This is a genomic window from Roseomonas populi (assembly GCF_024594815.1).
In the GTDB taxonomy this organism is placed as follows: Bacteria; Pseudomonadota; Alphaproteobacteria; order Acetobacterales; family Acetobacteraceae; genus Roseomonas; species Roseomonas populi.
The window spans coordinates 1-25,774 of the sequence record NZ_JANJOU010000021.1 but is presented as its reverse complement, the minus strand read 5'-3'; the positions used below and the strand labels follow the sequence as shown (position 1 = coordinate 25,774).

Below are 25,774 nucleotides of genomic sequence, written 5' to 3'. Positions count from 1 at the left end.
GGGCCTGAACGGCCCGCGAAGAACGTCCAGAAGGTTCGAACAGGAATGAGCACCCCAATCGGCCGCCGTGCGGCCCTTCTCGGGACTGCCGGCGCGGCACTCGCCGCCGCGGCGGGCCCGGCCCTGGCCCAGAATGCCCGCACCGGCCGCGCCATTGTCGGCTTCCCGCCCGGCGGCACGGCGGACAGCGTCACCCGCCTCTATGTCGAACGGCTGCGCGCCGGCGGGACGCAGATGGTGGTGGACAACCGCCCCGGCGCCGGCGGCCGCCTCGCGCTCGAGAACCTCAAGCCCCTGGCGCCGGACGGCACGGCCTTCGTCATCACGCCGGCCTCCATGCTGACGATCTACCCGCATCTCTACGCGCGGACGTTGCGCTACGACCCGCTGAAGGACTTCACGCCCGTCTCGCCGGTCTGCATCTTCCCCTTCGGCCTCGCGGTTTCCTCGAAGCACCCGGCGAAGACGCTGCAGGAGTTCGTTGCCTGGGGGAAGACGCGCCCCTCCGTGGACTGGGCCTCGCCCGTCCCCGGCTCCATGCCGCACTTCATCGGCACGGAAATGGCGCGCATGGCCGGGCTGACGATGAGCCACATCCCCTATCGCGGCTCCGCGCCGGCCGCGGCCGACCTGCTGGCCGGCACGCTGGCCGCGGTGATCCTGCCGCTGGGCGAGCTGACGGCCTTCCATCGGGCGGGCGAGGTGCGTCTCCTCGCCATTTCCTCCCCACAGCGCCTGCCGCGGCTGCAGGAGGTGCCGACCTTCGCGGAATCCGGCTTCCCCGACCTGGTACACGAGGAGTGGTACGGTGCGGTCCTGCCCGCCGGCGCCTCGCCCGCCACGGTCTCGGCCCTGCACGAGGCGATCGCCGCCGCCGCGGCCACGACGGAGATCAGGGAGGCGTTGACGCGGATCGACATCGCGCCGCTGACGCTGGAGCCCGGCGCCTTCCGCGAGCGCATCGCGCGCGAGACGGCGGCCTGGGGGCCGATCGTCGCCGCCTCCGGCTTCAAGCCGGACGAGTGAGGGCCAGGTCATGGACACCAACTTCCCCCCGCCGCCCTTCCCCGACCGCTTCGATCCCTTCCCCGAGGGGATCGAGCCGGCGGTGCCGATCGAGGGCTATCCCAACACCTGGACGCATACCCCCGCCCAGCCCCTGATCCGCCGCCCGGTGACGCGCACCGAGGCGACGGGGCCGCTGGACCTGTGGCGCAAGCTGCCCTGCGACGAGAGCAACCTGGCCGTGCTCGGCCCGGGGCGGATGGCGCAGGGCCAGCTGATGCACATGTCCGGCCGCATCCTGGACGAGGCGGGGCGGCCGGTGCGCGGGGCGGTGGTGGAGCTGTGGCAGGCCAATGCCGCCGGCCGCTACTACCACCCGATCGACCAGCGCGACGCGCCGCTGGACCCGAACTTCGTCGGCAACGGCCGCGTACGGACGGATGAGGAGGGGCGCTACGCCTTCTTCACCATCAAGCCCGGCGCCTATCCCGTGCCGGTGAAGGACACGTGGTGGCGGCCGCCGCACGTCCACTTCTCCGTGCTCGGCCCCTCCTCGCTCTCGCGCCTCGTGACCCAGATGTACTTCCCGGGCGACCCGATGAACGAGTGGGACCGCATCCTGCAATCCATCCCCGATGCCGCCGCCCGGGACCGGCTGGTCGCGCGCCAGACCCACCCCGCTGAGGTCGGTGACGGATGGATCGCCTTCACCCACGACATCGTCCTGCGCGGGCGATACGCGACGCCGGAGGCCTGAGCGGATGAGCAGCCTCGCCCCGATCTCCCAGCACACGATCGGCCCCTTCTTCCCGCAGACCTTCTTCACGGAGGGCGACAACGACCTGACGCGGCTGCATGCCGGGGCGCAGCCCACGGCGCGCGGAGAGGCGATCCTGATCCGCGGGCGCGTGACGAAGGAGGGCGGCTTCCCCTGCATCAACATGATCCTGGAGGCCTGGCAGGCCGATGCGGAGGGGCGCTTCAACCACCCGGCGGACCCCGAGCAGCACCTGGCCGACCCGGATTTCCTGGGCTGGGGCCGCGCCTGGACGGATGCGGAGGGGCACTACGAGTTCCGCACGCTGATGCCCGGCGGCTTCGACGACCCGGCCGGGCGGCGGGCGCCGCACGTCAACCTCACCGTCATGGGCGCGGGGCTGATGCGGCGCGTGCTGGCTACGCTGTTCTTCCCGGACTTCGCGGAGGCGAACGCGGCCGATCCGCTGCTGAGCCTCGTGCCGGAGGCGCGGCGCGGGAAGATCGTGGCCGTGCCGGAAGGGGAGGAGGGCGGCGTGCGCGTTTTCCGCTTCGACATCCACCTGCGCGGCGGCGTGGAGGAGGAGACGCCCTTCTTCGAGGACTGAGAAGGAGCGAGGGAGACGACGTGCCCATCACCTACGGCATGATGAAGCGCGCGACCGCTCAGCTCTACGAGTGGTCGCTGCGCAAGGTCCCGGACGACACGCTGGACGCGCTGCGCCGCGCGCGGGAGAGCGAGACGAACGAGGTGGCGCGCAAGACGCTGGGCATCCTGCTGCGCAGCGCGGAGATGGCGGAGACGCAGGACCGGCTGGTCTGCTCGGACTCCGGCGTGCCGAACTACGTCATCGCCATCGGCACGGGCGTGCGGCTGGAGGGCGACATCAAGCGCGCCCTGGTGGACGGCTTCGACGAGCTGGTGGCCACGACGAACCCGCCGCTGCTGAAGCACGTGACCAATCCCCTGACCAACGAGCGCAGCTACCGCGGCAAGGAGATGCCGCTGGTCACCTGGGACCTGATCGACGGCGCGGAGTATGTGGACATCACCTGCCAGCCCAAGGCGCTCGGCTCCGGCCGCTGGGCGGCGATGGAGATCTTCACCTTCCCCACGCTGGAGCAGATCGAGGCCTTCGTCATGGAGTGCGTGCTGAAGGCCGGCTCCCAGCACTGCCCGCCCGTGAACATCGGCGTGGGCATCGGCGGCACCTTCGATTACTGCGCGAAGCTCGCGGCGCGGGCCACGCTCCGCCCTTACGGCACGAAGAACCCGGAGCCGATCCTGGCGGCGATGGAGGAGCGGCTCCTCAAGGCGGTGAACGCCACGGGCTTCGGGCCGATGGGAACGGGCGGCGACACCACCGCGCTGGGCGTGCACGTGGAGTACGCGGCGGGGCACGGCTTCACGCCCGTTGCCGTCGCCTACAATTGCTGGATCAACCGCCGCACCCGCGCCCGCCTCTACGAGGACGGGCGGCTGGAGCGGATCGAGTAGGGGGCCGCCGTGGAGGAGGAGATCCGGCGGCTGCGGATGCCGCTCTCGGCCGAGGACGCGCTCTCGCTGCGCGCCGGCGACATGGTGCTGCTGGATGGGGAGATCACCATCACCGCCGGGCTGCCGACGCACCATCGCATCGTGGAGGTGGCGGAGGGGAAACGTGAGGCGCCGCAGGACCTGCACGGGGGCAGCCTGTTCCACCTCGGCAGCTACTCGCGCGAGACGGAAGGGGGCGGGTTCGAGGTGCTGTACATGAACCCCACCACCAGCACGCGCTTCAACCCGCTGATGCCCGGGCTGATCCGCCATTTCGGCCTGCGCGCCGTGGGCGGCAAGGGCGGGCTGGACGCGGCCTGCGTGGCGGCGCTGCGCGAGGTAGGCGGGGTGTACCTCTCCTTCGTCGGCGGCGGGGCGCCGCTGCTGTCGGACGCGATCCGGGCGGTGGTCTCGGTGAACTGGAACGACCTGGTGTCCCACTACCGCCTCGTTACGCTGCAGGTGGAGGGGCTGGGGCCGCTGACCGTGGGCATCGACGCGCACGGCAACAGCCTCTACGGCAGCCTCAGCGAGACGGCGGCGGCGCGCATGCCGGAGATCATGGCCGAACTCGCCCGCGCGCGGGCGGCGGCGGAGGGAACGGCATGAGCCGCGAGACGATCCTGGCCCTGGCCACCCTGCCCCAGGACCTGCGGGACGCGCTGGCGGCGGATTACGCCGTGGTGGGCGCGGAGGACCCGGCGGCGGCCGAGGCGCGCATCGCCGTGACCACGGGCATGGTGGGCGCCGATGCCGGGGCCATGGCGGCGCGGCCGGGGCTGCGGCTGATCGCCTCCATGGGCGTGGGGCTGGACAAGATCGACCTCGGCGCCGCCCGGGCGCGCGGCATCGCCGTGAGCCACACGCCGGACGAGCTGACGGAGGACGTGGCGGATTTCGCGATCGGGCTCATGTACGCCGCCGCCCGCCGCATCGCGGAGGCGGACCGCTTCGTGCGCGCCGGGCGCTGGATGCAGGGGCGGATGAGCCCGGGCACCAGCCTGCACCGCAAGCGCGCGGGGGTCGTCGGGCTCGGGCGGATCGGGGCCGCCATCGCGCGGCGCGCGGCGGGGATCGGGATGGAGGTGGGCTGGACCGGCCCGCGCCCGAAGCCGGAGGCGCCCTGGCGCTACCACCCGGACGTGCCCGCCCTGGCGGAGTGGACGGACGTGCTGATCCTGGCGACCCCGGGCGGGCCGGAGACGCGGCACATGGTGGATGCGCGCGCCCTGGCCGCGCTGGGGCCTCGCGGCGTGCTGGTGAACATCGCGCGCGGGTCGGTGGTGGACGAGGCGGCGCTGCTGGCGGCGCTGGAGGGGGGCGGCATCGCCGCGGCGGGGCTGGACGTCTTCGCGAGCGAGCCGGGGCTCGATCCCCGCTTCACCGCGCTGGAGAACGCCGTGCTGGCGCCCCACTACGCCTCGCTGACGCATGAGACGCGGGCGGCGATCATCGCGCGGATGCTGCGGGATATCGCGGCCTTCCGCGGGGGCGAGGCCTTCTACGATGCGGCGGCCTGAGGCGGCAGCGCTTCTGCGCGCGGGCGCGGATGTGCGACAAGGGGGGATGAACGCCCCCTCCGGCCGGCTCGACCTCAGCCGCAGCGCCGTGCCGCGCTACATCCAGCTCGCCACCCTGTTCCGCCGGAGGATCGAGGGCGGGACCTGGAAGCTCGGCCAGCAGATCCCGACGGTGGACGAGCTGGCGGCCGAGTGCAGCGTGGCGCGGGCCACCATCCGCCAGGCGCTGGACGAGCTGGAGGCGGACGGGCTGATCGAGCGCTTCCGCGCCAAGGGCACCTTCGTCCGCAAGACGCCCGCGAACCGGCTGTGGTGCGACGTGGAGGCGGACTGGAACGGCCTTCTCCGCTCCCGCGAGGGCGCCGAGATCGAGATCCTGTCCGACACCGCCGGCATCCCCGGCGGCACCATCCCCGACAGCATCGGCGAGCCCGCGCCGCTCTACCGCCACATCCGCCGGCGCCACTGGCGGGACGGGCAGCCCTTCCTGCTGGCCGATGTCTATCTCGACGCGCGGCTCTCGCCCCTCGTCACCGCCGAGGACCTCTCGACCAAGACCGCGCTGCGCCTCGTCTCCGGCCTGAAGGGCGTGCAGGTGGTGGATGCGCGGCAGACGCTGACGATCGGCGTGGCCGATGTGGAGAGCGCGGATGCGCTGCAGCTGCCGCTGAACGCGCCCGTGGCCTTCGTGCACCGCGCGGCGGTGGACGCGAAGGGCACGCTGGTGCTGGTGGCGGACGGGATCTACCGCGGCGACGTGGTGCGGATCGACATCAAGCTGAAGTAGGCCGGATCGGGCTGGACGGGGCGGAGGCCGGCCCATAAAAGACATATGACTGACCTAACGGATATTGAGGAACGCCATGCCCTGCCCGGAGATCCGGCCATGAAGCTGCACTGGTCCCCGCGCTCGCCCTTCGTGCGCAAGGTGATGGTCGCGGCGCATGAGCTGGGGCTGGCGGATCGCATCCGGACGGTTCGCACCATGGTCCGCATGGGCAAGCCGAACGAGGAGCTGCTGCCGGACAATCCGCTGAGCAAGATCCCCACGCTGGTGCTGGATGATGGGACGGTGCTGTTCGACAGCCTGACGATCATCGAGTACCTCGACGACCTCGCCGGCGGCTCCCTCTTCCCGCCGAAGCCCCAGCGCTTCGAGGCGCTGACGCGCCACGCGCTCGGCAACGGGCTGCTGGACCTGCTCATCCTGTTCCGGAACGAGCGCGACAAGCCGGCGGAGCGGCAGACGGCGGAGTGGCTGGACAGCTTCGCGGCGAAGACGCGGGCATCCCTGGACCGGCTGGAGAGCGAGGCCCCTTCCCTCTCCGCCAAGCCCTTCGACATCGGGCACATCGCGATCGGCTGCGCCCTCTCCTACCTCGACTTCCGCTTCCCCGACATGGGCTGGCGCGCGGGGCATCCCGCCATCGCCGCCTGGCACGCCGGGTTCTCCGCGCGTCCCTCCGTGCAGGCCACGGAGGCGGTGGATGACTGAGACGCGCCAGGGCCCGCTCTCCCATGTGCGGGTGCTCGATCTCAGCCGCATCATGGCCGCGCCCTGGGCCACGCAGATCCTCGCCGATCTCGGCGCGGACGTGATCAAGGTGGAGCGGCCCGGCGCCGGCGACGACACGCGGGGCTGGGGCCCGCCCTTCCTGAAGGACCGGGAGGGCAACCCGACGAAGGACGCGGGCTACTTCCTGGCTGTGAACCGCGGGAAGCGCAGCGTGACGGTGGATATGGCGAAGCCGGAGGGCCAGGCGGTGATCCGCCGGCTCGCCGAGACCGCCGACATCGTGCTGGAGAACTTCAAGGCGGGCGCGCTGGCGAAGTACGGGCTGGACGCGGCGTCGCTGCGGGCGGTGAACCCGCGGCTGATCTACTGCTCCGTCACCGGCTTCGGCCAGGACGGGCCGCGCGCGGACCAGGCGGCCTACGACTTCGCGATCCAGGCCATGGGCGGGCTGATGAGCGTGACGGGCGAGCGCGACGATGCGCCCGGCGGGGGGCCGCAGAAGGTCGGCGTGCCGATCGTGGACCTGATGACAGGCATGTATGCCGGGATCGCCGTGCTGGCCGCCCTGGCGCGCCGGAACGAGACGGGGGTGGGCGAGACGATCGATCTCGCCATGCTCGACGTGGGGGCGGCCTTCCTGGCGAACCAGGCGACGAACTGGCTCCTCTCAGGCCGTGCCCCGAAGCGCGGCGGCAACCGGCACCCGAACATCCAGCCGCAGGACGTGTTCCCCTGCGCCGACGCGCAGCTCGTGCTGGCCGTCGGCAATGACGGGCAGTTCCGGAAGCTCTGCGAGGCGATCGGGCGTGCGGAATGGGCGGATGACGAGCGCTTCGCCACCAACGCCGCGCGCGTGCGCAACAACCCCGAGCTGACGCCGCTGCTGGCGGCGCGCTTCCGCGACTTCCCGCGCGCGGAGCTGATGGCGGCGCTGGACGCCGCCGGCGTGCCCTGCGCGCCGATCAACACGATCCCCGAGGTCTTCGAGGACCCGCAGATCCGCCACCGCGAGATGCTGCGCCACCTGCCGCACCCCGTGGCCGGCACCGTGCCGCAGGTGGTGAGCCCGCTGCGCTTCGCCGAGAGCCCCCTGCGCTTCGACCGCGCCCCGCCCACGCTGGGCCAGCACACCGAGGAGGTGCTGGCGGAGCTGGGGCTGGGCGCGGACGAGATCGCCGGCCTCGCCGCGCGCGGCGTTACCTGAGAGGAGCCGAGCATGGCCCGTATCCCGCTCCCCGGCCCTGAGGAGCTGACCCCGGAGCAGCGCAAGGTCTATGATTCCGTCCTCGCCGGCCCGCGCGGCCAGGTGATCGGCCCGCTGCGCGCGGTGATCCACAGCCCGGACCTCGCCGCGCGCTGGTCGGCGCTGGGCGAGATCCTGCGCTTCGGCACCGTTCTGCCCAAGCGGCTGAACGAGCTGGCCATCGTCGTCACGGGGCGCCGCTGGTCCAGCCAGGTGGAGTGGTGGGTGCACGCCCGCGCGGCCGCTGAGGCCGGGATCGCGCAGCACGCGATCGACGCCATCCACCGCGGCGAGGCGCCCGCCTTCGCGGATGCGGAGGAGACGCTGGTCTACGAGTTCGCCCGCGCGCTGCAGGTGGACGGGCGGGTGCCGCCCGCGACCTACGATGCGGCGCGGGCGCGCTGGGGCGAGCGCGGCGTGGTCGAGCTGACCGCCGTGATCGGCTACTACACCATGGTCTCGATGACGCTGAACGCGCACGAGATCCCCCTGCCCGACGGCGTCGCGCCCGTATTGACCCCGCCCGAGAGCGGGCTGGCGCCGCTGCCGCCCGCGCAGCAGCCCGCGAACGCCGCGGAGTAGGAGGAACCGTGATGATACCGGGTCTGGAAGGGTTGGAGCGCTTCCGCGTGGAGTTGGAAGAGCACGTCGCCACCGTCACCATCACCGCGCCGCCGGTGAACGCGCAGGACCGGCGCTTCCGCGAGGAGATCGTGCGCGTCTTTGACGTGATCCACGACACGGCCGATGTGCGCGCGGTGGTGCTGACGGGCGAAGGGCGCGCCTTCTCCGCCGGCGCCGACCTGCGGGAACGCCCGAACCTGGCGGAGGAGCCCGGCGGCTATCCCCGCCACAACCGCCTCGTCCGCGCCTCCTTCGACGCGGTGATGGAGTGCGGCAAGCCGATCGTCGCCGCGGTGAATGGCGCGGCCATCGGCGCGGGCTGCGTGCTGGCGCTGTGCTGCGACATCCTGGTGGTGGCGGAGGAGGCCTTCCTCTCCATGACCGAGGTGGATGTGGGCCTGGCGGGCGGCGTGCGGCACGTGCTGCGCTTCTTCGGGCAGTCCGACGCGCGGCTGATGATCTACACGGCGAAGCGCATGACCGGGCCGGAGCTGCTGCGGATGAATGCCGCCTCGCTCTGCGTGCCGAGGGAGCGGCTGGTGGAGGAGGCGACGGCGATCGCGCGGCAGATCGCGTCCAAGGCGCCGCTGGCCGTACAGGCCGCCAAGCGCTCCTTCAATCTAACGGAGGAGATGCCGCTGCGCGACGGATACCGCTACGAGCAGAGCCAGACCGTGGCGCTGGCCCGCACGGAGGATACGCGGGAGGCGCAGCGCGCCTTCGCCGAGAAGCGCAGGCCTGTCTTCCAGGGGCGCTGAGGCGCCCCCTGGTTCTTCAAGGCCGCCACGGAAGCGGCCCCCTCGAGGAGACGCCACGGTGCAAACGAGACGCCAGACGCTGGGCCTGCTCACCGCGGCGGGCCTCGCCCCCGCATTCCCTGCAGGCGCGCAGCCGCGCTTCCCGGACCAGCCGGTGCGCATGATCGTCCCCTTCGCCGCGGGCGGCCCGGCCGACATCATCGCGCGCGTCCTCGGCAACGCCATGGGATCGCGGCTGGGGCAGCCCGTGGTGGTGGACAGCCGCTCCGGCGCAGGCGGCATGGTGGGGGTGGAGGCGGCGGCGCGGAGCCGGCCCGACGGCCTCACCGCCGTCCTCGCTTCGACAGGCGCGGTGGTGGTGCTGCCGCAGCTCATGCCGCGCATGGCCTACGACGTGGGGAAGGACCTCGCACCGGTCATCCATGTCCTCTCCGTGCCGCAGATCCTCGTCGTCAGCCCGAAGCTCGGCGTGCGGTCGGTCGCGGAGCTGGTGGCGCTGGCGCGGCGGCAGCCGGGCAAGCTGAGCTACGGCTCGGCCGGCAACGGCAGCTCCCTTCACCTGGCCGGGGAGCTGTTCAGGATCCGCACGGGCATCGACATCGTCCACGTTCCCTATCGCGGCGCGGCACCCGCCGTGACGGACCTGCTGGGCGGCACGATCGACATGCTGCTGGCCGACGTGCCCGTGGTGATCCCGCATATCCGGGCCGGCGCCCTGCCCGCCCTTGCCGTCACGGCGGAGGAGCGCCTGGCGGCCCTGCCCGACCTGCCCACCATGGAGCAGGCCGGGGCGAGGGGCGTGATCTCCGACACCTGGTACGCCCTCTTCGTCCCGGCCGGTACGCCGCCGGACCGCGTCGCGGTCCTGCACGCCGCCGCCGCGGCGGCGCTGGGCGAGGGCGAGGTGCGCCGCAGCCTTTCCGATCAGGGCGGCACGGTGCATGGCGGCCCGCCCGAGGCGCTTGCCGCCCTGGTTCGCGCCGAGACGGCAAAGTGGGGCGAGGTCATCCGGGCCGCGAACATCCGGATCGACTAGGGCGCGCCGCCGGCAGCCCCGGGGGTGCCACGGCCGCCAAGCTCCTCCTGGAGGGCGTCGAGGCACCGCGCGAGGGACACCCGCCAGTCCAGCGCCCGGATCCCGTGGACGCGCTCGATCCGCTCGCAATCCAGCCGCGCATCGCCCGGCCTCTGGGCCGGGGTGGGGTAGTGCGTGCTCGGGATGGCCGTCAGGGCCGGCACCTTCCACCCCCGCGCCCTCGCCTCGGCGAAGATCGCTTCCGCGAAGCCGTGCCAGCTCGTGTGCGGCATCCCCGTGAGGTGGAATACGCCGAAGCCGGGATCGCCGGCGGGCCGTGAGGGCAAGCGGGGCAGTAGCCGGGCGATGGCATCCGCCAGGTCGTCGGCGAAAGTCGGGGCACCGAACTGATCGGACACGACGGAGAGCCGCTCCCGCTCCGCCCCCAGCCGGAGCATGGTACGGAGGAAATTCGTGCCGTGCGGGCCGCAGACCCAGGCCGTGCGGAGCACGAGGCTGCGCGGGTGGGCGGCGAGCACCGCCTCCTCCCCCGCCAGCTTGGAGCGGCCATAGACGTTCAGGGGCCCCGTCGGCGCATCCTCGCCGAGGGGCGCCGGGCCGTCCCCGGCGAAGACGTAGTCCGTGGAGAGGTGGACCAGGGGGATGTCCCGCACCGCCGCGGCCCGGGCCAGCCATCCGGCCCCGTCCGCGTTCACGGTGAAGGCAAGGGCGGGCTCGGTCTCCGCCCGGTCCACCGCCGTGTAGGCGGCCGCGTTCACCACCGCGTCCGGCGCCACCCTCTCCACGGCCCGCGCGATGCCGGCGGGGTCGCACAGGTCCAGCTCCGGCCGGCCCAGCGCCACCACCTCGTGGCCGTCCCGCGGCAGCCGGTCCAGCAGCGCCCGGGCGAGCTGGCCCGTGCGGCCGGCGATCAGGACGCGCATCGGGCAGCCCTAGAAATAAGCGGGCAGGTCGCGCAGGCGGGGGTGGCGGCCGTCCTTGTCCGAGAGAAGGGGCCCGCCGGGCAGGTCGGGCCAGGGAAGCCCAAGATCCGGGTCGTCCCAGGCCAGGCCGCGATCCAGCTCGGGCGCGTAGAAGGCATCCACCTTGTAGGCCACCTCCGTATCCGCCTGGAGGGTAAGGAAGCCATGCGCGAAGCCCACAGGCACGTAGAGCTGCTCCGCGCCATCCCCCGACATCTCGCAGGCGAGGGCGCGGCCGAAGCTCGCGGAATTCCGGCGCAGGTCCACGATCACGTCCAGGATCGCCCCGCGCAGCACGCGCACGAGCTTCGCCTGGGCGGCGGGGGGCGCCTGGAAGTGCATGCCGCGCAGCGTTCCGGCCCCGCGGGAGAGGGAGTGGTTGTCCTGGACAAAGCGCTCCGTCACGCCCAGCGCCCGGAAGTCGCGCTCGCTATAGGTCTCGGAGACGGAGCCGCGGGGATCGACGAAGCGGCGCGTGCAGAGGAGCAGCGGCCCCTCGACCGGAAGGCGCCAGGCGGAGACGTTGCCGCTCACCGCATCCGGCTCGCGCAGGGGCGGCCGGAGAAGGAAGGTGCCGGCCGGTTCCTCGCCCCGCCCGGCCACGGCCACCTCGCCTTGCGGCATCCATTTTCCCCTTCCTGCCCTGCCGCTTCGCGCGGCGGGCCGGCCGTCGGCCCCGGCGGGCCGTATCCCGCCGCCGTCGGGCGCCGATGACCGTTCTGGCAGACGATCCTCGCCCACCGGGCAGCCCCGGATCAAGGGATGTCCCGCGCGGGCGGGTGTTGCGCCCGGAACGGCACGGCCCCGGAACGGTAGCCTTGTCAGCCCGCGGCGGGACGGGAATACCCCATCCAATGAGGGTCCTGCTCGTCCATCCGAACTTTCCCGGCCAGTACGCCCACCTGCTGCCCGCCCTGGCCGCCCGGAAGGGAACCCAGGTGGTCGGGATCGGCGCGCGGAACGTACCGGTGCCGAACGGCGTGGCCCTGCGCGTCTACGAGCCGCCGCCGGCCGCGCCCGAGGCGGTCCACCGCTCCGCGCGCCCCACCCATTCCGCCACGGTCCGGGCGGAGAAGGTGGCGGCCCATGCGCTGGAGCTGCGCCGCGGCGGCTTCGTCCCGGACGTGATCTTCAGCCATATCGGCTGGGGCGACACCCTGTTCCTGAAGGACGTCTTTCCCTCCTCCGCCCTGCTCCTCTACGCGGAGTTCTTCTACAGCCCGACCGGCGCCGATGTCGGCTTCGAGCCCGGCAAGCCCGCCACGGTGCAGGACGCGATCCGGGTGCGCGGCATGAACCTGCCCCTGCTCGCCTCCGTCCAGGCCTCGGACTGGGGCATGGCCCCCACCCTCTGGCAGCGCGCCCGCTTCCCGGACTGGTACCAGGGCCGCATGAGCGTGGTGCACGAGGGGATCGACACGCAGGTCTGCCGCCCCGACCCCGCGGCGCGCTTCACCCTGCCCGACGGCACCGTGCTGAGGCCCGGCGACGAGGTGGTGACCTATGTCGCCCGCAACATGGAGCCCTATCGCGGCTTCCCCACCTTTATGCGCGCCCTGCCCGCGCTGCTGGCCGCCCGCCCGAACGCGCGGGTGGTGATCGTCGGCGGCGACGGCACCAGCTACGGCAGCCCGCCCCGCGACCATGCCAATTGGCGGGAGGCGATGCTGGCCGAGACCGGCCCACTGGACCCCGCGCGCGTCCACTTCCTCGGCCAGATCCCGCACCCGGCGCTGCACGCGCTGTTCCGCGTCGCCTCCGTCCATGTCTACCTCACCATGCCCTTCGTCCTCTCCTGGAGCGTGCTGGAGGCCATGGGCTGCGGCGCCCTCATCCTCGGCTCCGCCACGCCTCCCGTGCAGGAGGTGATCGAGGACGGCCGGAACGGGCTGCTGACGGATTTCTTCGACCACGCTGCCCTCGCCCGCCGCATCGCCGAGGTGCTGGCCGACCCGAAGCGCTTCGCCCCCCTCCGCCGTGCCGGCCGCGAGACGATCAAGGAACGCTACGACCTCCGGCGCGTCTGCCTGCCCCGGCAACTCGCCGTTCTCGATGCCCTTGCCGCCCGGCGCCGGCCGCAGACCTATCTGGAGAAGGGCTGAGGGGGCGCGTGGTGGCCCCAGGGGCTCTGCCCCTGGACCCCGCCGGGGTGGCAACGGCCCCCCCGGACCCCGCGACCGGGCTGCCGCGGATAGGATGATCGAAGGGCGGCGCCGCAGGCCCTTTGGCACCATGCCGGGCCAGGCCGCCGTGTCAGTCGCCGAGGCTCATGGAGCCTCGGCGCGCCACCGGCGGAGCATCCCGCGACAGCCCAACAGAAAAAGATGAGAGGGGGTCCAGGGGGAGAGAATTCTTTCTCTCCCCTGGGGCCACCGGAGCGGACAGGTCAGGACAGGTGCTCGCCAGCCCCGTCCGGCACCGCCCGCGCCAGGACGATGCGGAAGCTCGCGCCGGAATCGGAGGGCAGAAGCTCGATCCGCCCACCCGCGCCCTCCACCAGGGATCGCGCGATGGCCAGGCCCAGCCCGGTTCCGCCCTTTTCCCGCGCCGTGGTGAAGAAGGGGTCGAAGGCGCGGGCGGCGTTGGCGGGGGAGAGGCCGGGGCCGTCGTCGGACACGGTCATCGTGGCGGTCGTGGCCTCCTGGCCGAGGGTGATCGTCACGGCGGTGCCGGGGCCGGCATGGGCCAGGGCGTTGCCGAGCAGGCTATCCAGCACCGTCGCGGCCGCCTGCGGGGCGATGGCGGCCTCGGCCTCGCCCGAGACGGCGATCCGAAGGGCGGGGTGGCGGGCCGCGGCGGCATCGGCCAGGGGGCGCAGCGCGGCCCGGCCGCCCGCGGCCGCCATGTCGGCGCGGGCGAGGGCGAGCAGGCCGCTGACGAGGCGGTCCAGCCGCGCCACGCCGTCCTCGATCGCCGCGGCGAAGCGGGCGCGCTCCCCGGCGGACATGGCCTCGCCGTGCTCGGCCAGCAGCTCCGCCGCGCCGCGCATGGAGGCGAGGGGCGTCTTGAACTCGTGGCTGATATGGGCGGCCAGTCCGCGGACATAGGTGGCGCGGCCTTCCAGCGTCGCGGTCATGCGGGCGATGGCGTCGGACAGCTCGGCGGCCTCGCGCACGGCGGTGCGGGGCACGGGGGGAAGGCGCCCGCCGGGCACCGTGGCGCCGCCGGCGGCCACCTGGCGCGCGGCGCGCACCACGGCGTCCAGCGGGCGGGTGATGAGGCGCGAGGCGAGCGCGGCGAGGCCGGCGACGAGCAGGAGCAGCAGCAGGGCCACCGCCGCGATCTCCGGCACCTTGCGGGAGACGGTCTGCGTGACGGTGGCGGGGGTGCGGGAGAGGAGGACGATCGCGTCCACCCGGTCGCCGTCCAGCACGGGCATGGCGAGGTGGACGCGAAGGCCGGCTGTGCGGCTGATGCCGCCGGGCACCTCCGTCGCGATCTTCTCCCGCCGGCGCAGCACGGCGAGCGGGTGGCCGGCCCGCGCCGCCTCCACCTCCTCCAGCCCGGCGAGCGAGAGGCCGGTGTCGGCGCCGGTGGAGGCCACCACCACGCCCGCGGCGTCCAGCAGCCGCAGGGCGGCGAGCGTCACGGCCTGGGTGTCGCGCAGCACGGGCAGCAGGCGGGCGCCGGCCTCGGCGGCCTCCGGCGCGGGGGGCGGGCCGGGGCGCGGATCGGGCGCGAGCGGCAGCACCGTGTCGTGCGCCAGGTCCAGGCCGCGGCGCCGCGCCGTCTCCAGCGCGCGCGGGTTGAGGCCGTTGGACAGGCTCTCCGGCGCGATGCCGCGGGCGGCGCGCCAGGCGCCCGTGAGAACGGCGGCCTGGGCGCGCAGCTCCGTCTCGGTCTGCCGCACCAGCGCGCTCTCGTACAGGCGCAGCGCCCAGAAGCCCGTGATGGGCAGGACGAGCACGACAAGGTTGCTCAGCAGCAGCAGGGTCCGCAGGCGCGGGCGCCGGAAGGCGAGCATCGCGGGGCGGTGTCTGGCGGCTACTTCCGGCCGCCCTCGGTGACGAAGCGCGCCGGACGCTCGCCGCCGGGCTCCTCGGCCGTGGTGATGGTGCCGGTGGCCAGCAGGACCGCGAAGAGGAGCATGGGCGCCGCCCAGACCTGCATGGGGATACCCCAGAAGGAGTGCCGCGTCGGCCCGCCCTGGTTCAAGCGCAGCCCGAGCAGGAGGGTGGCGATGCCCGCCAGCCCCATGGTGAGCGCGACACCGCGGTCCACCTCCGGCCCGTCCACCTGGCGCAGGACGATCAGGGGCAGGAACATCGCCAGGGCAGCGAGGAAGACCACCCAGTAGCCGCGGCCATTCCAGAACAGGATCACGCGCCAACCTCCCTGATGCCGATGCGCGGGCGCCCGGGCCGGGCGCCCTTCGGCCGCTCGGAGAGTGCAGTGGCGCAGAAGGGCGGGCAACCGGCGGTGCCGGGAGTCCCGGCGGCCCGAACGGCCACACAGGGGCGGGGGATGTCAGGCATGCGCACGATGCCGGTGCCGGCGCCGGCGCCCGGCCGTCACCGTCCGCGAACCCTGCCCGTCGACCGGTCCACCCAACCCCCGCTTACCGGGCCGCGCCGTCCGGCACGCGGAAGTCCTCGTAGGCAGGAGAGACGGTGCGGCTCGCCCTGTCGATCTCCACGGTGATGACCACGCCGTTCGCCATGTCCACGAGGGCGAAGGGCCAGAACCCGTTAGCCTCGGCAAGGCTCGCGTACAGGCGGCTGAAGTACCGGTCCGTGTCGCCGTCAACGGCGTAGGGAAGCACCACCGTCAGCACCGGGAACCGGCGCCCGTTGCACAGCTCCGCCTTCACGACCCGTGCCCGGGCCGCCCGCAGCACCTCCCGCACCGGGTGCCTCCATGTCGCCAGGTCGATGGCCCGGCACCCCTGCACGGTCCTGGCGTAGAGGGCGGTGGATGCGAGGTCAGGCGCGGGGGCCGCCAGGGCGGGCATGCCGGCCAGGACGTGGCCAAAGATGCCGCAGATCGCCAGCGCGCACCCGTATGTCTGTCTCACCATCATTCTCCCGGCTCGGCCCGCCCCCGGTGTACCGCCCACCCTAGTCGCACGGCCCGAGCCGGTAGCCGAAGCCCGGCAGCGTCTCCACCGGCGCGGCGCCGAGGGCGGCGAACTTCGCGCGCAGGCGCCGCACATGGCTGTCGATGGTGCGGTCGGACACCACGCGCTCCACCGTGTAGGCGCCGTCCATCAGCGCGTCGCGGTTCAGCACGCGGCCGGGGCGGCGCATCAGGGTGCGGAGCAGGCCGAACTCCGTCGCGGTCAGCACCACCTCCGCCCCGTCCCAGGTCACGCGCGCGGTGCCGGGATCGAGCGCCAGGCGGCCGTGGCGCAGCGCCTCGTCCGCGGGCGCCGGCGCGGCGGGCGCGCCGCGCCGCAGCACGGCGCGCACCCGCGCCACCAGCTCCCGCGGGCTGAAGGGCTTCGTCAGGTAGTCGTCGCCGCCGATCTCCAGACCCACGACGCGGTCCACCTCGTCGTCGCGGGAGGAGAGGAACAGCACGGGGATGGCGGAAGCGGCCCCGCCGGAGGCGCGAAGGGCGCGGCACATCTCCGTGCCGTCCATCTCCGGCAGCATCACGTCCAGCACGATCAGGTCGGGCAGCGCCTCCCGCGCGGCGGCCAGGCCCGCGGCGCCGTCCGCCGCCTCCAGCGTGCCGTAGCCGGCGCGGGAGAGGGCGAAGCGCACGACATCCCGGATCGCCGGGTCGTCATCCACGATCAGGACGCGCGGCATGGTCCTCCCCGTCTGCACCGGATTTGCACGGGCCCGGCACCGCCTTTCCCCGCCCGCGTCATCCGCCGGGCACGGCGGGCCGCGAGAATGCCGACCTCGACCCAGGAGGCCAAGACCGTGAGCGACATCCCCCATCCCTCCCCCGCCGCCGCCGCGCAACCCCGCCCGCCGCTGCGGCTGGGGCGCGCGGGCAAGCTTGCCCTCGTCGGCGGGCTGCTGCTGGTGCTGCTGCTGCCTCACTTCATGATCGAGGGCGTGATCGAGGAGCGCGAGTCCTACCAGGAGCAGGTGCGGGAGGGCATCGCGCGCAGCTGGGGCCCGGCGCAATCCGTGCTCGGCCCCGTGCTGATGGTGCCGACCCGCACGCCCATTCCCCGCGCCGTGGGCGAGACCGGCCCGCAGCGCTGGGAACGCGGCGCGGTGGCCGTGCTGCCCGCCCGGATGGGTGCGGAGGCCAGGCTGAAGCCGGAGCGCCGCCGGCGCGGGCTGTTCGAGGCGGTCATCTACGAGGCGGAGGTCGCGCTCTCCGCCACCATCGCCGTGCCGGCGATCTCCGCCGAGCCGGGCACCGACCTGCTCTGGGGGGAGGCCTTCCTCGTCACCGGCGCGAGCGACCTGCGATCCGCCGCCGCCGGCGCGCGGCTCTCGGCGGATGGGCGCGAGCTGGCGGCCCGCGACGCGCCGGACGCCAACTGCTTCGGGGCGGAGCTGGTGCGCTGGGACCTGGGGCTGGACGGTCCGCCGGAGCCCGGCCGCACCCTGACGCTGGCGGGCGGCTTGTCCATGCGCGGCACCGGCAGCTTCGGCGTGCTGCCCCTGGCGCGCCGGGCGGAGCTCTCCGTCGCCGCGCCCTGGCCGACGCCGAGCTTCACCGGCGCCGGGCTGCCCGTGCGCTCCGACGTGACGGAGACGGGCTTCAGCGCGAGCTGGCAGGAGGGCACGGGGCAGCCACTGGTCCGTCACCTCGGCAGCAACTGGTGCCAGGCGCTGACCGCCTCGGGCAGCAGCGTCGGCGTGGACCTGCTGGAGGCGGTTCCGACCTACCGCATGGTCACCCGCGCCTCGAAATACGCGGCGATGTTCCTGGCGCTCGCCTTCCTCACCTACGTGCTGTTCGAGCTGGTGGCGGGGGTGCGGATCCACCTCGTGCAGTACGGGCTGCTCGGCCTCTCCGTCGTGCTCTTCCCGCTGCTGCTGCTCGCCTTCGGGGAGCCGCTGGGCTTCGCCGCGGCCTACCTGATCAGCACCGCGGCCGTGGTGGCGCAGGCCTCGGCCTATACCGCGGCAGTGACGCGGCGGGTGGCGCTGGCCGGGCTCTTCGCGGGGATTCTCGGCGGGCTGTTCGGCTTCCTCTACGTGGTGCTGAGCCTGGAGGCCTATGCGCTGCTGGCCGGGACCGTCGCCCTCTTTGCCGCCCTCTCGGTGGTGATGGCCGTCACCCGCCGCGTGGATTGGGCGGGGGAGTAGCCGTGGCGCCCGTCATGGGCCGGGGGTCGGGACATCCCGGCCCCTTCGGCATGGGGGATGGCGGCCGGGGCGGCAGGGCCCATCTGGTCCGGCGATGGAGATGATCCTCGCCGCCGCGTGGCACGGCCTCTGGGGCTTGGTCAGGGCCCTTGGCGCCCTGGCCAGCCTCGTCCTCGACCCGCTCTCCCTCCTGCCATCCGGGAAGGGCGGCTCGGGCCAGGCCCCGCCGGAGACGGAGGAGCCGGCCGCGCGGCAGGTGGTCGCGGGTGACCCGCCGGTGCCGGTTGGGCAGGCCCCCCGGGAGAGGCCGCCCCCGCCGGGCCGCGGCCCCTAAATCGGGAAAGGGCCGCCGGCGAACACGCCATGATGATCGCGGGACGGTCCTGACAACGCTCTTAGGGATAGTGAGGATGACCCGGGCACGAACCGAGCGGAGGGGCTGCTGCCGATGAGACGCCTGCTCGCCCTGCTTCTCTTCGCCTGCGTCCTTGCCGCTCCCCCGGCAGGCCGCGCCGCCAGCTTCGACTGCGCCCGCGCCGCCGCGCCGGACGAGCGCGCCGTCTGCGCCGACCCGCGCCTTTCCGAACTGGACGACCTGCTGGGCGCCGCCAACCGCCAGGCCAGGGCAGAGGCGACGTCGGACGAGGCGCCCCGGCTGACGGTGGTGGCGCGCGGCATCCTGGCCGACCGGCGCGGCTGCGGCGCCCGGCGGGGCTGCCTGCTGGCCGTCTATGCGGGCGGCATCGAGAGCTACCGCCGCTTCGGCTCCTCCACTTCCCTCCCCAACTGGCTGAGCGCGACAGACATGGCCGAGGGCGCGGCGCCGGAGAGCAACGCGCCGCCCGCCCGGATCGCCGCCTGCACGGCCACGCGGGTGGCCGATATCGGCGCAAGGCTGGAGGGCGAAGGACCTGGCGAGTTCTCCTCGGGCACCTCCGTCGTTTTCGCCAACGGCGTGCGGCAGGTCTCCTACGAGCGGGAGGAGGCGGTGATCGCTTCGAAGCCCGGCGACCGGGTCGTCATGTGTCTCACCGTCATCCCGCGCGCCTGCCCGCCAGGCGACGACCGCGGGCGGTACTACAGCGTCACCAACCTGCGGACGCGCGCCTCCTGGTCCCTGCCGGACTCACAGCACCTCTGCGGTGGGGCCTAGCCACCTCGGCCCGAACGGGCAAATTGCCTCTGGCGAGAGCAGGTGCTTCTGATCGGGTGAGCAAAGCCTGCGGTGGGGGTCTGTCCCGGGGAGAGGAAGAAGGAATTCTTCCTCTCCCCGGACCCCTCACCATCATCTTTTTCTATCAGCTGGCCTGAGCCTCGCTGACGGTGCGCCTCGGCTCGTGGAGCCGAGGCGATTGCAAGAGCAGGATAGAGACCCTCACCGGAGACCCAGTCTCAAGTCGGTCCCCGCGGCAGCCCGATGCAGGTCCAGGAGGCTCAGCCTCCTGGCGGGGGTCCAGGGGGCAGAGCCCCCTGAAGCCGGACAGGTCCGAACAAGAACGGCTCAGCGTCCGAACATGGCACGTGTCTTGCTGAAAGCGTTTTCAGACCGCCCTTACCGGCCCTGACGGGCCTCTCGATCGGAGCCTCCATGGACCGTCGCTCGCTCCTCCTGTCCGGCCTCTCGCTCGCGGGCCTGCCGCTGGCGCGCCCTGCCCTCGCGCAGACGCGGCCGTTGCAGAAGGTCCGCATCGCCGTCAGCACCACCGTGCTGAATGTCGGCTATCCCATGCTGACCCTGCCGCTCACCCTCGGCTACTGGAAGGAGGAGGGGTACGACGTGGAGCTGATGCCGGTCGGCGCCTCGTTGCAGTCGATCCAGCAGATGGTGGGCGGCAACGCCGAGTTCGGCGAGGTGAACGCCAGCGTCATCGTTCAGGCCAATGCCAAGAACGATCTTCCCGTGCGGATCGCCATGGGCAACGGGGTGATCGACTGGTCGGTGGGGGTGAACGCGGACGGGCCGATCACCTCGGCCAAGGACCTGAAGGGCAAGACGATCGGCGTGTTCAGCCTGGCGACGGGCGGCATTGCCTACCTCAACAGCTACCTGCGCTCCAACGGGCTGGATCCCGCGAAGGACGTGGAGATGATCCCGCTCGGCCTCGGCGCGCCGCCGGTGGAGGCGCTGCGCTCCGGCCGGGTGCAGGGGCTGCTCTACTGGGCATCCGCCATCGCCTCCTTCGAGAATGCCGGGCTGAAGCTGCGCAAGTTGGTGGGCGACGACTGGCGCCAGTACCCCGACTACACGCTGGCCGTGATGCAGGGCACGGCGGAGAAGAACCCGGACATGGTGGTCGGCATCGCCCGCGGCATGGCGAAGGCGACCGTCTATGCACTGGCCAACCCGGATTGCGCGCGCCAGCTGCACTGGGATCGCTACCCCGCCACCAAGCCGAGCGGAGCGGACGCGGCGACCCTGGCGCGCTGGGACCTGAACACGCAGCAGGCGCAGCTGGACAGCCTGAAGGACGCCTTCGCCCTCAACGGCGGCAAGTTGTGGGGCAATGCGGACCCGGCCGCCTATGACCGGCTGGTGCGGTTCATGCTGGAGACGAAGCAGATCGACAAGCCGGTGACCGCCGCCTCCATGATGGTGCGGATCCCCGACTACTTCGAGAAGATCAACCGCTTCGACACCGCCACGGTCCAGGCCGCCGCCGCGGCGTGCAAGTCCTGATGGCGGGGGACTTCCTCCGCATCAGCGGGGTTTCCAAGACCTACGCCGCGCAGGACGGCAGCAGCGTGCAGGCCCTGACCGCGATCGACCTCGGCATCCGTGAGGGCGAGTTCGTGACGGTGGTCGGGCCCAGCGGCTGCGGCAAGAGCACGCTGCTGAAGATCCTGGCGGGGCTGCTGCCGCGCTCCTCCGGCGAGGTGACGATCGGGGGGCGGCCCCTGGCCGGGCCGAATCCCGCGCTCGGCGTGGTGTTCCAGGCGCCGGTCCTGCTGCCATGGCTGACGGTGCTGGAGAACGTGCTGGTGCCGGCGAAGGTCCAGAAGCTGGATCTCAGCGCGGCACGCGGACGGGCGCTGGAACTGCTGGCGATGGCCGGGCTGTCGGGTTTCGAGAACCGCTACCCCTCCGAGTTGTCCGGCGGGATGCAGCAGCGCGCAGGGATCTGCCGCGCCCTGGTGCACGACCCGGCCATCCTGCTCATGGACGAGCCATTCGGTGCCCTGGACGCGATGACGCGCGAGACGATGAACGAGGAGCTGCAGCGCATCTGGCGCGAGCGGCGCAAGACGGTGCTCCTGGTGACCCACAGCATTCCCGAGGCGATCTACCTGGCCGACCGCATCGTCGTGATGGCGCCACGCCCCGGCCACATCGTGGAGGTGGTGGAGGTGGACCTGCCGCGCCCCCGCACGCTGGAGATGCAGAACACGCCGGAGTTCGGCCGCTACGTCAGCCACCTGCGCGGCCATTTTCGCGCGGCCGGGATGCTCGCGGCATGACGCGCCGGGGCTTTTCGCCAAAGGGGATGCTGCTGCCCGCGCTGATGGCCGTGCTCGTCTTCGGCGGGTGGGAGGCGGCGGTGTGGCTGCTCTCCATCCCGAAGATCGTGCTGCCGCCGCCATCCGCCATCGTGGTGGCGCTCGTGGAATCGCTGGGCTCGGCCGAGTTCCACTGGCACCTGCTGATCACCCTGTGGGAGATCATCGCGGGCTTCGCGCTGGGCTCGCTCGGCGGCCTGATCCTCGGCTTCATCATCGCCCTCTCGCCCATGGCAGAGCGGCTGATCTACCCCTATGTCGTCGCCTTTCAGACCCTGCCGAAGGTGGCGGTGGCACCGATCATCGTGATCTGGTTCGGCTACGGCCTCTCCTCCAAGATCATCATTACCGCGACCATCGCCTTCTTCCCGCTGCTGGCGAACACCATCATGGGCCTGCGCGCGGCGCCGGCGGACCAGATCGAGATGCTGGTCTCCTGCACCGCCTCGCGCTGGCAGGTGTTCCGCATGGTCAGGATGATGTCCGCCCTGCCCTACATCTTCGTGGGGCTGGACGTGGCGGTGGTGCTCTCCGTCATCGGCGCCATCGTCGGCGAGTTCGTGGGCGCCAAGGCGGGCTTGGGCTTCCTGCTGATGCAGAAGAACTTCAACTTCGACATGGCCGGCACCTTCGCCATCCTCGTCGTGCTCTCGCTCATCGGCGTGGTGCTGCACGCCATCGTCCAGGCGGTGCAGCGCCGCGTCATCTTCTGGATGAACACGGCCGGCGACCGGCCCGTCTCCCTCTGAACCGCCACCTTCCCGGAGGAACCACAATGTCCGAATCCGTGATGACCAAGGCGCCCCGCGCCGCCACCGCCGACGAGGTGCCCGTCCTCGACCTGACGCCGCTGAACGAGGGCGGCGACATCGGCCCGCTGGCCGAGCGCCTGCGCCAGGCCTGCCTCACCACCGGCTTCTTCTACGTGAAGAACCACGGCATCCCAGGGGATGTGTTCGACGGCGTGTTCGCGGCCACCAAGCGCTACTTCGACCTGCCGGAGGAGCAGCGGATGGCGCACAAGATGGACGACCGCTTCCGCCGCGGCTTCATGCCCCAGGGCATCAACCAGCACCCCGGCTACGCGCCCGACCTGAAGGAGAGCTACGAGATCGGCGTGGACCTGCCGCTCGACCACCCCTCCGTCGCCGCCGGGCTGCCGCTGCACGGCCCGAACCGCTGGCCCGCCGATGCCCCCTGGCTGAAGGAGGCGGCCGAGGCCTATTTCGAGGCAACGAAGGCGCTGGGCCTGCGGCTGACGCGCGTGTTCGCCGTCAGCCTCGGCATGCCGCCGGACCACTTCCTGCAGTGGTGCACCAATCCCATGGTGCAGATGCGCCTGTTCCACTACCCGCCGCAGCCGCCCGTGCCGGACGAGAAGGCCTTCGGCGTGGCGCCGCACTCCGACTACGGCATGATCACGCTGCTGTCCCAGGACCCGATCGGGGGTCTGGAACTCCAGAAGCGCGACGGCGAGTGGGTGAGCGCGCCCTATATCCCCGGCACGCTGGTGGTGAACCTCGGCGACCTGTTCCAGCGCTGGACGAACGACCTCTACGTCTCGAACCTGCACCGGGTGGTGAACCGCACGGGGAAGGAGCGCTTCTCCATCCCGATGTTCTTCAACCTGGACTACACCGCGCCCGTCGCCTGCCTGCCGACCTGCCAGTCGCCGGAGAACCCGCCGAAATACGAGACGATCAACGCGGGCGACTACCTGCTCAGCCGCTTCCGCACGGTGCAGAAGTACCGCGACACCGCGGCCTGAGGTGTGTCCGCGCCCCCTGGTCCCCTGGGCAAGGTCACGGTGCGGGAGGTCGCCTCCGCCGCCGGGGTTTCCATCGCCACCGTCTCCCGCGTGCTGAACCAGCCGGCGCTGGTCCAGCCCGGCAAGCGGGAAGCGGTGGAGCGGGCCATGGCGGCGCTGGACTACATCCCGAACCGGCAGGCGCGGTCACTGATCTCGCAGCGCTCCGGCAGCATCGGGCTGCTGGTGCCCACCATCGCCAACCCGCTGTTTGCCCCGGTGATCGGGGCGATCGAGCGGGTGCTGGACGCGGCCGGCTATGCCCTGCTGATCCACTGCACCCACCGCGACCCGGAGCGCCAGCACCGGCAGGTCCGCCACCTGGTGGAGCGGGGGGTGGACGGCCTGATCATCACCGGCGCCCCCATCGGCCCGGAGTTGGCGGCGCTGCTGCGGCGCACGGGCACGCCGGTGATCGTGCAGGACGCGCTACTGGAGCCGGCCGGCGCCCCGGCCGTGGCCTTCGACAATGCGGGCGCCATGGCCGCCGCGGTGCGGCACCTCCATGGCCGGGGTCACCGCGCCATCGCCCTGCTCTCCGGCCCCGTGCACAACACGGCGGCCGTCGCGGAACGGTTCGGCGGCGCCGAGCGGGAGATCCGCGCGCTCGGGCTGGAACTGCCGGAGGCGTGGCGCGTGCTGACGGCGGATTACGACAACGCCGCCGTGCGGGAAGGCGCGTCCCGCCTGCTCTCCTGCGGCCGTCTCCCGACCGCGGTGGCCTGCACGGGCGACATCCTGGCCCTCGGCCTCGTCGCCGAGTGCCAGGCGCGCGGCCTCGATGTCCCGCGCGACCTTTCCGTCACCGGCTGCGGCGATACCGATCTCGGCCACTACGTGGAGCCCGCCCTCACCACCGTCCGCCTGCCCTGGGACCGGATGGGCGAGGCCGCGGTGGAGGGGCTGCTCGCCCTCATCGAGGGGCGCCGGGCCGATCCCCTCACCGTCCTGCCGCACACGCTGGTGGAGCGGCGCTCCGTCCTCCCTCCCCGCCCCGGCCCATCCCCGAAGGCATCCTGATGTTCGACGCCCCGATCTCCCCCTTCATCGCCGGCCTCCCGAAGGCCGAGCTGCACATGCACCTGGAGGGCTCGCTGGAGCCCGAGACGATCATGCGCCTCGCGGCCCGGAACGGGGTCCGCATCCCCTACGCTAATGCCGAGGAGCTGCGCGCGGCTTATAGCTTCACCGACCTGCAGTCCTTCCTCGATCTCTTCTATCTCGGCCTCACCGTCCTCCAGACCGGCGAGGACTTCTACGAGATGACCAAGTCCTACCTGGACCGCGCGGCGCAGGACCGGGTGCGCCATGCCGAGGTCTTCATCAGCCCGCAGGGGCATCTGCGCCGCGGCATCGCGATGGGAACGGTGATCGACAACATCCTGCGCGCCTTCGACGACGCGCGGCGCGAGCACGGCATGACCGGCGGCCTGATCGCGGGCATCCAGCGCCAGTTCGACGAGGAGGAGGCGCTCTCCATGCTTCGTGAGCTGCGGCCCTGGCGTGACCGGATCATCGGCCTCGGCACCGGCGGGCCGGAGCGCGGGAATCGCCCCGCCAAGTTCCGGCGGGCCTACGCCTACGCCAAGCACGACCTGGGCTGGCGCACCACCATCCATGCCGGCGAGGAGGGCGGCTCCGATTTCGTCTGCGAGGCGATCGACGAGCTGCACGTGGACCGCATCGACCACGGCGTGCGGAGCGAGGCGGACCCGAACCTCATGCGCCGCCTGGCCGAGACGGGCATGCCGCTCACCGTCTGCCCCTGCTCCAACATCATGCTCCGCGTCTTCCCAGACATGGCCGCCCACAATATCCGGCGGCTGCACGAGGCCGGGCTATGCCTGACCGTGAACTCCGACGACCCCTCCTACTTCGGCGCCTACGTGAACGAGAACTTCGCCTCCATCCAGCAGGCCCTGGGCTTCTCCGACGCGGACCTCTGGGGCTTCGCGCGGAACAGCTTCCTCAGCGCATTCCTGAATGAGGAGGACCGGGCCCGGCACCTGGCGGAGCTCGCTGCGCACAAGCCTGTGGCGTCTCCATCCTGATCGGTCAGGACTCAGGGGGCGCTGCCCCCTGGACCCCCGCCAGGAGCCTGAGGCTCCTGGACCTGCATCGGGCTGCCGCGGAACTGACTTGAAGCGTCGGCCCCCTACGACCGGCACCCTTCCAGCCCTTGCAGTCGCCTCGGCTCATCGAGCCGAGGCGCACCGTCAGCGAAGCTTTGACCAACCCATAGAAAAAGATGATGGAGAGGGGGCCGGGGAGAGGAAGAATTCCTTCTTCCTCTCC

General features: G+C 72.4%; 28 protein-coding genes. 22 read left to right on the top strand and 6 right to left on the bottom strand.

Annotated features, from left to right (window positions below; genetic code table 11):
- Positions 1–45: 45 nt before the first annotated feature.
- Genes NRP21_RS20600 through NRP21_RS20545 form a run of 12 tightly spaced genes read left to right on the top strand, consistent with a single transcriptional unit; the run spans position 46 to position 9,995 of the window.
- On the top strand, positions 46–1,026 hold the full coding sequence (locus NRP21_RS20600) for a tripartite tricarboxylate transporter substrate-binding protein (protein ID WP_257718117.1): 981 nt from the start codon (positions 46–48) through the stop codon (positions 1,024–1,026).
- Between the two features lie 10 nt (positions 1,027–1,036).
- Positions 1,037–1,762: a dioxygenase family protein gene (locus NRP21_RS20595; protein WP_257718116.1), complete on the top strand. Its 726-nt coding sequence runs from the start codon at positions 1,037–1,039 to the stop codon at positions 1,760–1,762.
- Between the two features lie 4 nt (positions 1,763–1,766).
- Entirely contained in the window at positions 1,767–2,369 is a 603-nt protein-coding gene (gene pcaG, locus NRP21_RS20590; protein WP_257718115.1) for a protocatechuate 3,4-dioxygenase subunit alpha, read from the top strand.
- 20 nt (positions 2,370–2,389) lie between these two features.
- Entirely contained in the window at positions 2,390–3,259 is an 870-nt protein-coding gene (locus NRP21_RS20585) for a fumarate hydratase (protein WP_257718114.1), read from the top strand.
- A 9-nt stretch (positions 3,260–3,268) separates the two neighbouring features.
- On the top strand, positions 3,269–3,907 hold the full coding sequence (locus tag NRP21_RS20580; protein WP_257718113.1) for a fumarate hydratase C-terminal domain-containing protein: 639 nt from the start codon (positions 3,269–3,271) through the stop codon (positions 3,905–3,907).
- The gene (locus tag NRP21_RS20575; protein WP_257718112.1) at positions 3,904–4,818 is read left to right on the top strand and encodes an NAD(P)-dependent oxidoreductase; all 915 of its coding nucleotides are present in this window, start codon (positions 3,904–3,906) and stop codon (positions 4,816–4,818) included. The genes NRP21_RS20580 and NRP21_RS20575 overlap by 4 nt, the downstream gene beginning before the upstream one ends.
- A gap of 46 nt (positions 4,819–4,864) precedes the next feature.
- On the top strand, positions 4,865–5,605 hold the full coding sequence (locus NRP21_RS20570) for a GntR family transcriptional regulator (RefSeq protein ID WP_257718111.1): 741 nt from the start codon (positions 4,865–4,867) through the stop codon (positions 5,603–5,605).
- Positions 5,606–5,650: 45 nt separating this feature from the next.
- Positions 5,651–6,313: a glutathione S-transferase family protein gene (locus tag NRP21_RS20565; protein ID WP_257718110.1), complete on the top strand. Its 663-nt coding sequence runs from the start codon at positions 5,651–5,653 to the stop codon at positions 6,311–6,313.
- Positions 6,306–7,538, top strand: coding sequence for a CaiB/BaiF CoA transferase family protein (locus NRP21_RS20560; RefSeq protein ID WP_257718109.1), 1,233 nt, complete (start codon positions 6,306–6,308; stop codon positions 7,536–7,538). Before NRP21_RS20565 ends, NRP21_RS20560 begins: the two co-directional genes overlap by 8 nt.
- Before the next feature lie 12 nt (positions 7,539–7,550).
- Positions 7,551–8,159 carry a carboxymuconolactone decarboxylase family protein gene (locus NRP21_RS20555; protein ID WP_257718108.1) on the top strand — a complete coding sequence of 203 codons (609 nt, stop codon included), beginning with the start codon at positions 7,551–7,553 and terminating at the stop codon, positions 8,157–8,159.
- An 11-nt stretch (positions 8,160–8,170) separates the two neighbouring features.
- Positions 8,171–8,959: an enoyl-CoA hydratase/isomerase family protein gene (locus NRP21_RS20550; protein WP_257718107.1), complete on the top strand. Its 789-nt coding sequence runs from the start codon at positions 8,171–8,173 to the stop codon at positions 8,957–8,959.
- 58 nt (positions 8,960–9,017) lie between these two features.
- Positions 9,018–9,995: a Bug family tripartite tricarboxylate transporter substrate binding protein gene (locus NRP21_RS20545; protein WP_257718106.1), complete on the top strand. Its 978-nt coding sequence runs from the start codon at positions 9,018–9,020 to the stop codon at positions 9,993–9,995.
- Here the strand turns inward: NRP21_RS20545 and rfbD are convergent.
- The gene (gene rfbD, locus NRP21_RS20540; protein WP_257718105.1) at positions 9,992–10,918 is read right to left on the bottom strand and encodes a dTDP-4-dehydrorhamnose reductase; all 927 of its coding nucleotides are present in this window, start codon (positions 10,916–10,918) and stop codon (positions 9,992–9,994) included. The two genes, NRP21_RS20545 and rfbD, sit on opposite strands and share 4 nt — an antisense overlap.
- 9 nt (positions 10,919–10,927) lie before the next feature.
- On the bottom strand, positions 10,928–11,581 hold the full coding sequence (rfbC, locus tag NRP21_RS20535; protein WP_257718104.1) for a dTDP-4-dehydrorhamnose 3,5-epimerase: 654 nt from the start codon (positions 11,579–11,581) through the stop codon (positions 10,928–10,930).
- Positions 11,582–11,811: 230 nt separating this feature from the next.
- On the opposite strand from rfbC, the gene NRP21_RS20530 reads away from it, so the two are divergent.
- Positions 11,812–13,059 carry a glycosyltransferase family 4 protein gene (locus NRP21_RS20530; RefSeq protein ID WP_257718103.1) on the top strand — a complete coding sequence of 416 codons (1,248 nt, stop codon included), beginning with the start codon at positions 11,812–11,814 and terminating at the stop codon, positions 13,057–13,059.
- Between the two features lie 284 nt (positions 13,060–13,343).
- Here the strand turns inward: NRP21_RS20530 and NRP21_RS20525 are convergent, their stop codons facing one another.
- The 4 genes from NRP21_RS20525 to NRP21_RS20510 form a co-directional block, all read right to left on the bottom strand.
- The gene (locus NRP21_RS20525) at positions 13,344–14,921 is read right to left on the bottom strand and encodes a sensor histidine kinase (RefSeq protein WP_257718102.1); all 1,578 of its coding nucleotides are present in this window, start codon (positions 14,919–14,921) and stop codon (positions 13,344–13,346) included.
- Positions 14,922–14,941: 20 nt separating this feature from the next.
- Positions 14,942–15,280 (bottom strand): hypothetical protein, encoded by a 339-nt coding sequence (locus tag NRP21_RS20520; RefSeq protein ID WP_257718101.1) that lies wholly within the window; start codon positions 15,278–15,280, stop codon positions 14,942–14,944.
- Positions 15,281–15,515: 235 nt separating this feature from the next.
- Positions 15,516–15,971 (bottom strand): hypothetical protein, encoded by a 456-nt coding sequence (locus NRP21_RS20515; protein ID WP_257718100.1) that lies wholly within the window; start codon positions 15,969–15,971, stop codon positions 15,516–15,518.
- 43 nt (positions 15,972–16,014) lie between these two features.
- Positions 16,015–16,710: a response regulator transcription factor gene (locus tag NRP21_RS20510; RefSeq protein WP_257718099.1), complete on the bottom strand. Its 696-nt coding sequence runs from the start codon at positions 16,708–16,710 to the stop codon at positions 16,015–16,017.
- A 117-nt stretch (positions 16,711–16,827) separates the two neighbouring features.
- On the opposite strand from NRP21_RS20510, the gene creD reads away from it, so the two are divergent.
- The 9 genes from creD to NRP21_RS20465 all read left to right on the top strand — a co-directional run bounded on the left by creD (position 16,828) and on the right by NRP21_RS20465 (position 25,530).
- The gene (creD, locus tag NRP21_RS20505) at positions 16,828–18,177 is read left to right on the top strand and encodes a cell envelope integrity protein CreD (protein ID WP_257718098.1); all 1,350 of its coding nucleotides are present in this window, start codon (positions 16,828–16,830) and stop codon (positions 18,175–18,177) included.
- A 100-nt stretch (positions 18,178–18,277) separates the two neighbouring features.
- Positions 18,278–18,511 (top strand): hypothetical protein, encoded by a 234-nt coding sequence (locus tag NRP21_RS20500; RefSeq protein WP_257718097.1) that lies wholly within the window; start codon positions 18,278–18,280, stop codon positions 18,509–18,511.
- A gap of 114 nt (positions 18,512–18,625) precedes the next feature.
- The gene (locus tag NRP21_RS20495) at positions 18,626–19,330 is read left to right on the top strand and encodes a lysozyme inhibitor LprI family protein (RefSeq protein ID WP_257718096.1); all 705 of its coding nucleotides are present in this window, start codon (positions 18,626–18,628) and stop codon (positions 19,328–19,330) included.
- A gap of 435 nt (positions 19,331–19,765) precedes the next feature.
- On the top strand, positions 19,766–20,854 hold the full coding sequence (locus NRP21_RS20490; RefSeq protein WP_257718095.1) for an ABC transporter substrate-binding protein: 1,089 nt from the start codon (positions 19,766–19,768) through the stop codon (positions 20,852–20,854).
- Entirely contained in the window at positions 20,854–21,633 is a 780-nt protein-coding gene (locus NRP21_RS20485; protein WP_257718094.1) for an ABC transporter ATP-binding protein, read from the top strand. Before NRP21_RS20490 ends, NRP21_RS20485 begins: the two co-directional genes overlap by 1 nt.
- On the top strand, positions 21,630–22,421 hold the full coding sequence (locus NRP21_RS20480) for an ABC transporter permease (RefSeq protein WP_257718093.1): 792 nt from the start codon (positions 21,630–21,632) through the stop codon (positions 22,419–22,421). The genes NRP21_RS20485 and NRP21_RS20480 overlap by 4 nt, the downstream gene beginning before the upstream one ends.
- A 26-nt stretch (positions 22,422–22,447) precedes the next feature.
- The gene (locus NRP21_RS20475) at positions 22,448–23,440 is read left to right on the top strand and encodes an isopenicillin N synthase family dioxygenase (protein WP_257718092.1); all 993 of its coding nucleotides are present in this window, start codon (positions 22,448–22,450) and stop codon (positions 23,438–23,440) included.
- Positions 23,441–23,443: 3 nt separating this feature from the next.
- Positions 23,444–24,499: a LacI family DNA-binding transcriptional regulator gene (locus NRP21_RS20470; protein WP_257718091.1), complete on the top strand. Its 1,056-nt coding sequence runs from the start codon at positions 23,444–23,446 to the stop codon at positions 24,497–24,499.
- Positions 24,499–25,530 carry an adenosine deaminase gene (locus NRP21_RS20465; RefSeq protein WP_257718090.1) on the top strand — a complete coding sequence of 344 codons (1,032 nt, stop codon included), beginning with the start codon at positions 24,499–24,501 and terminating at the stop codon, positions 25,528–25,530. Before NRP21_RS20470 ends, NRP21_RS20465 begins: the two co-directional genes overlap by 1 nt.
- The last annotated feature ends 244 nt before the right edge of the window (positions 25,531–25,774 follow it).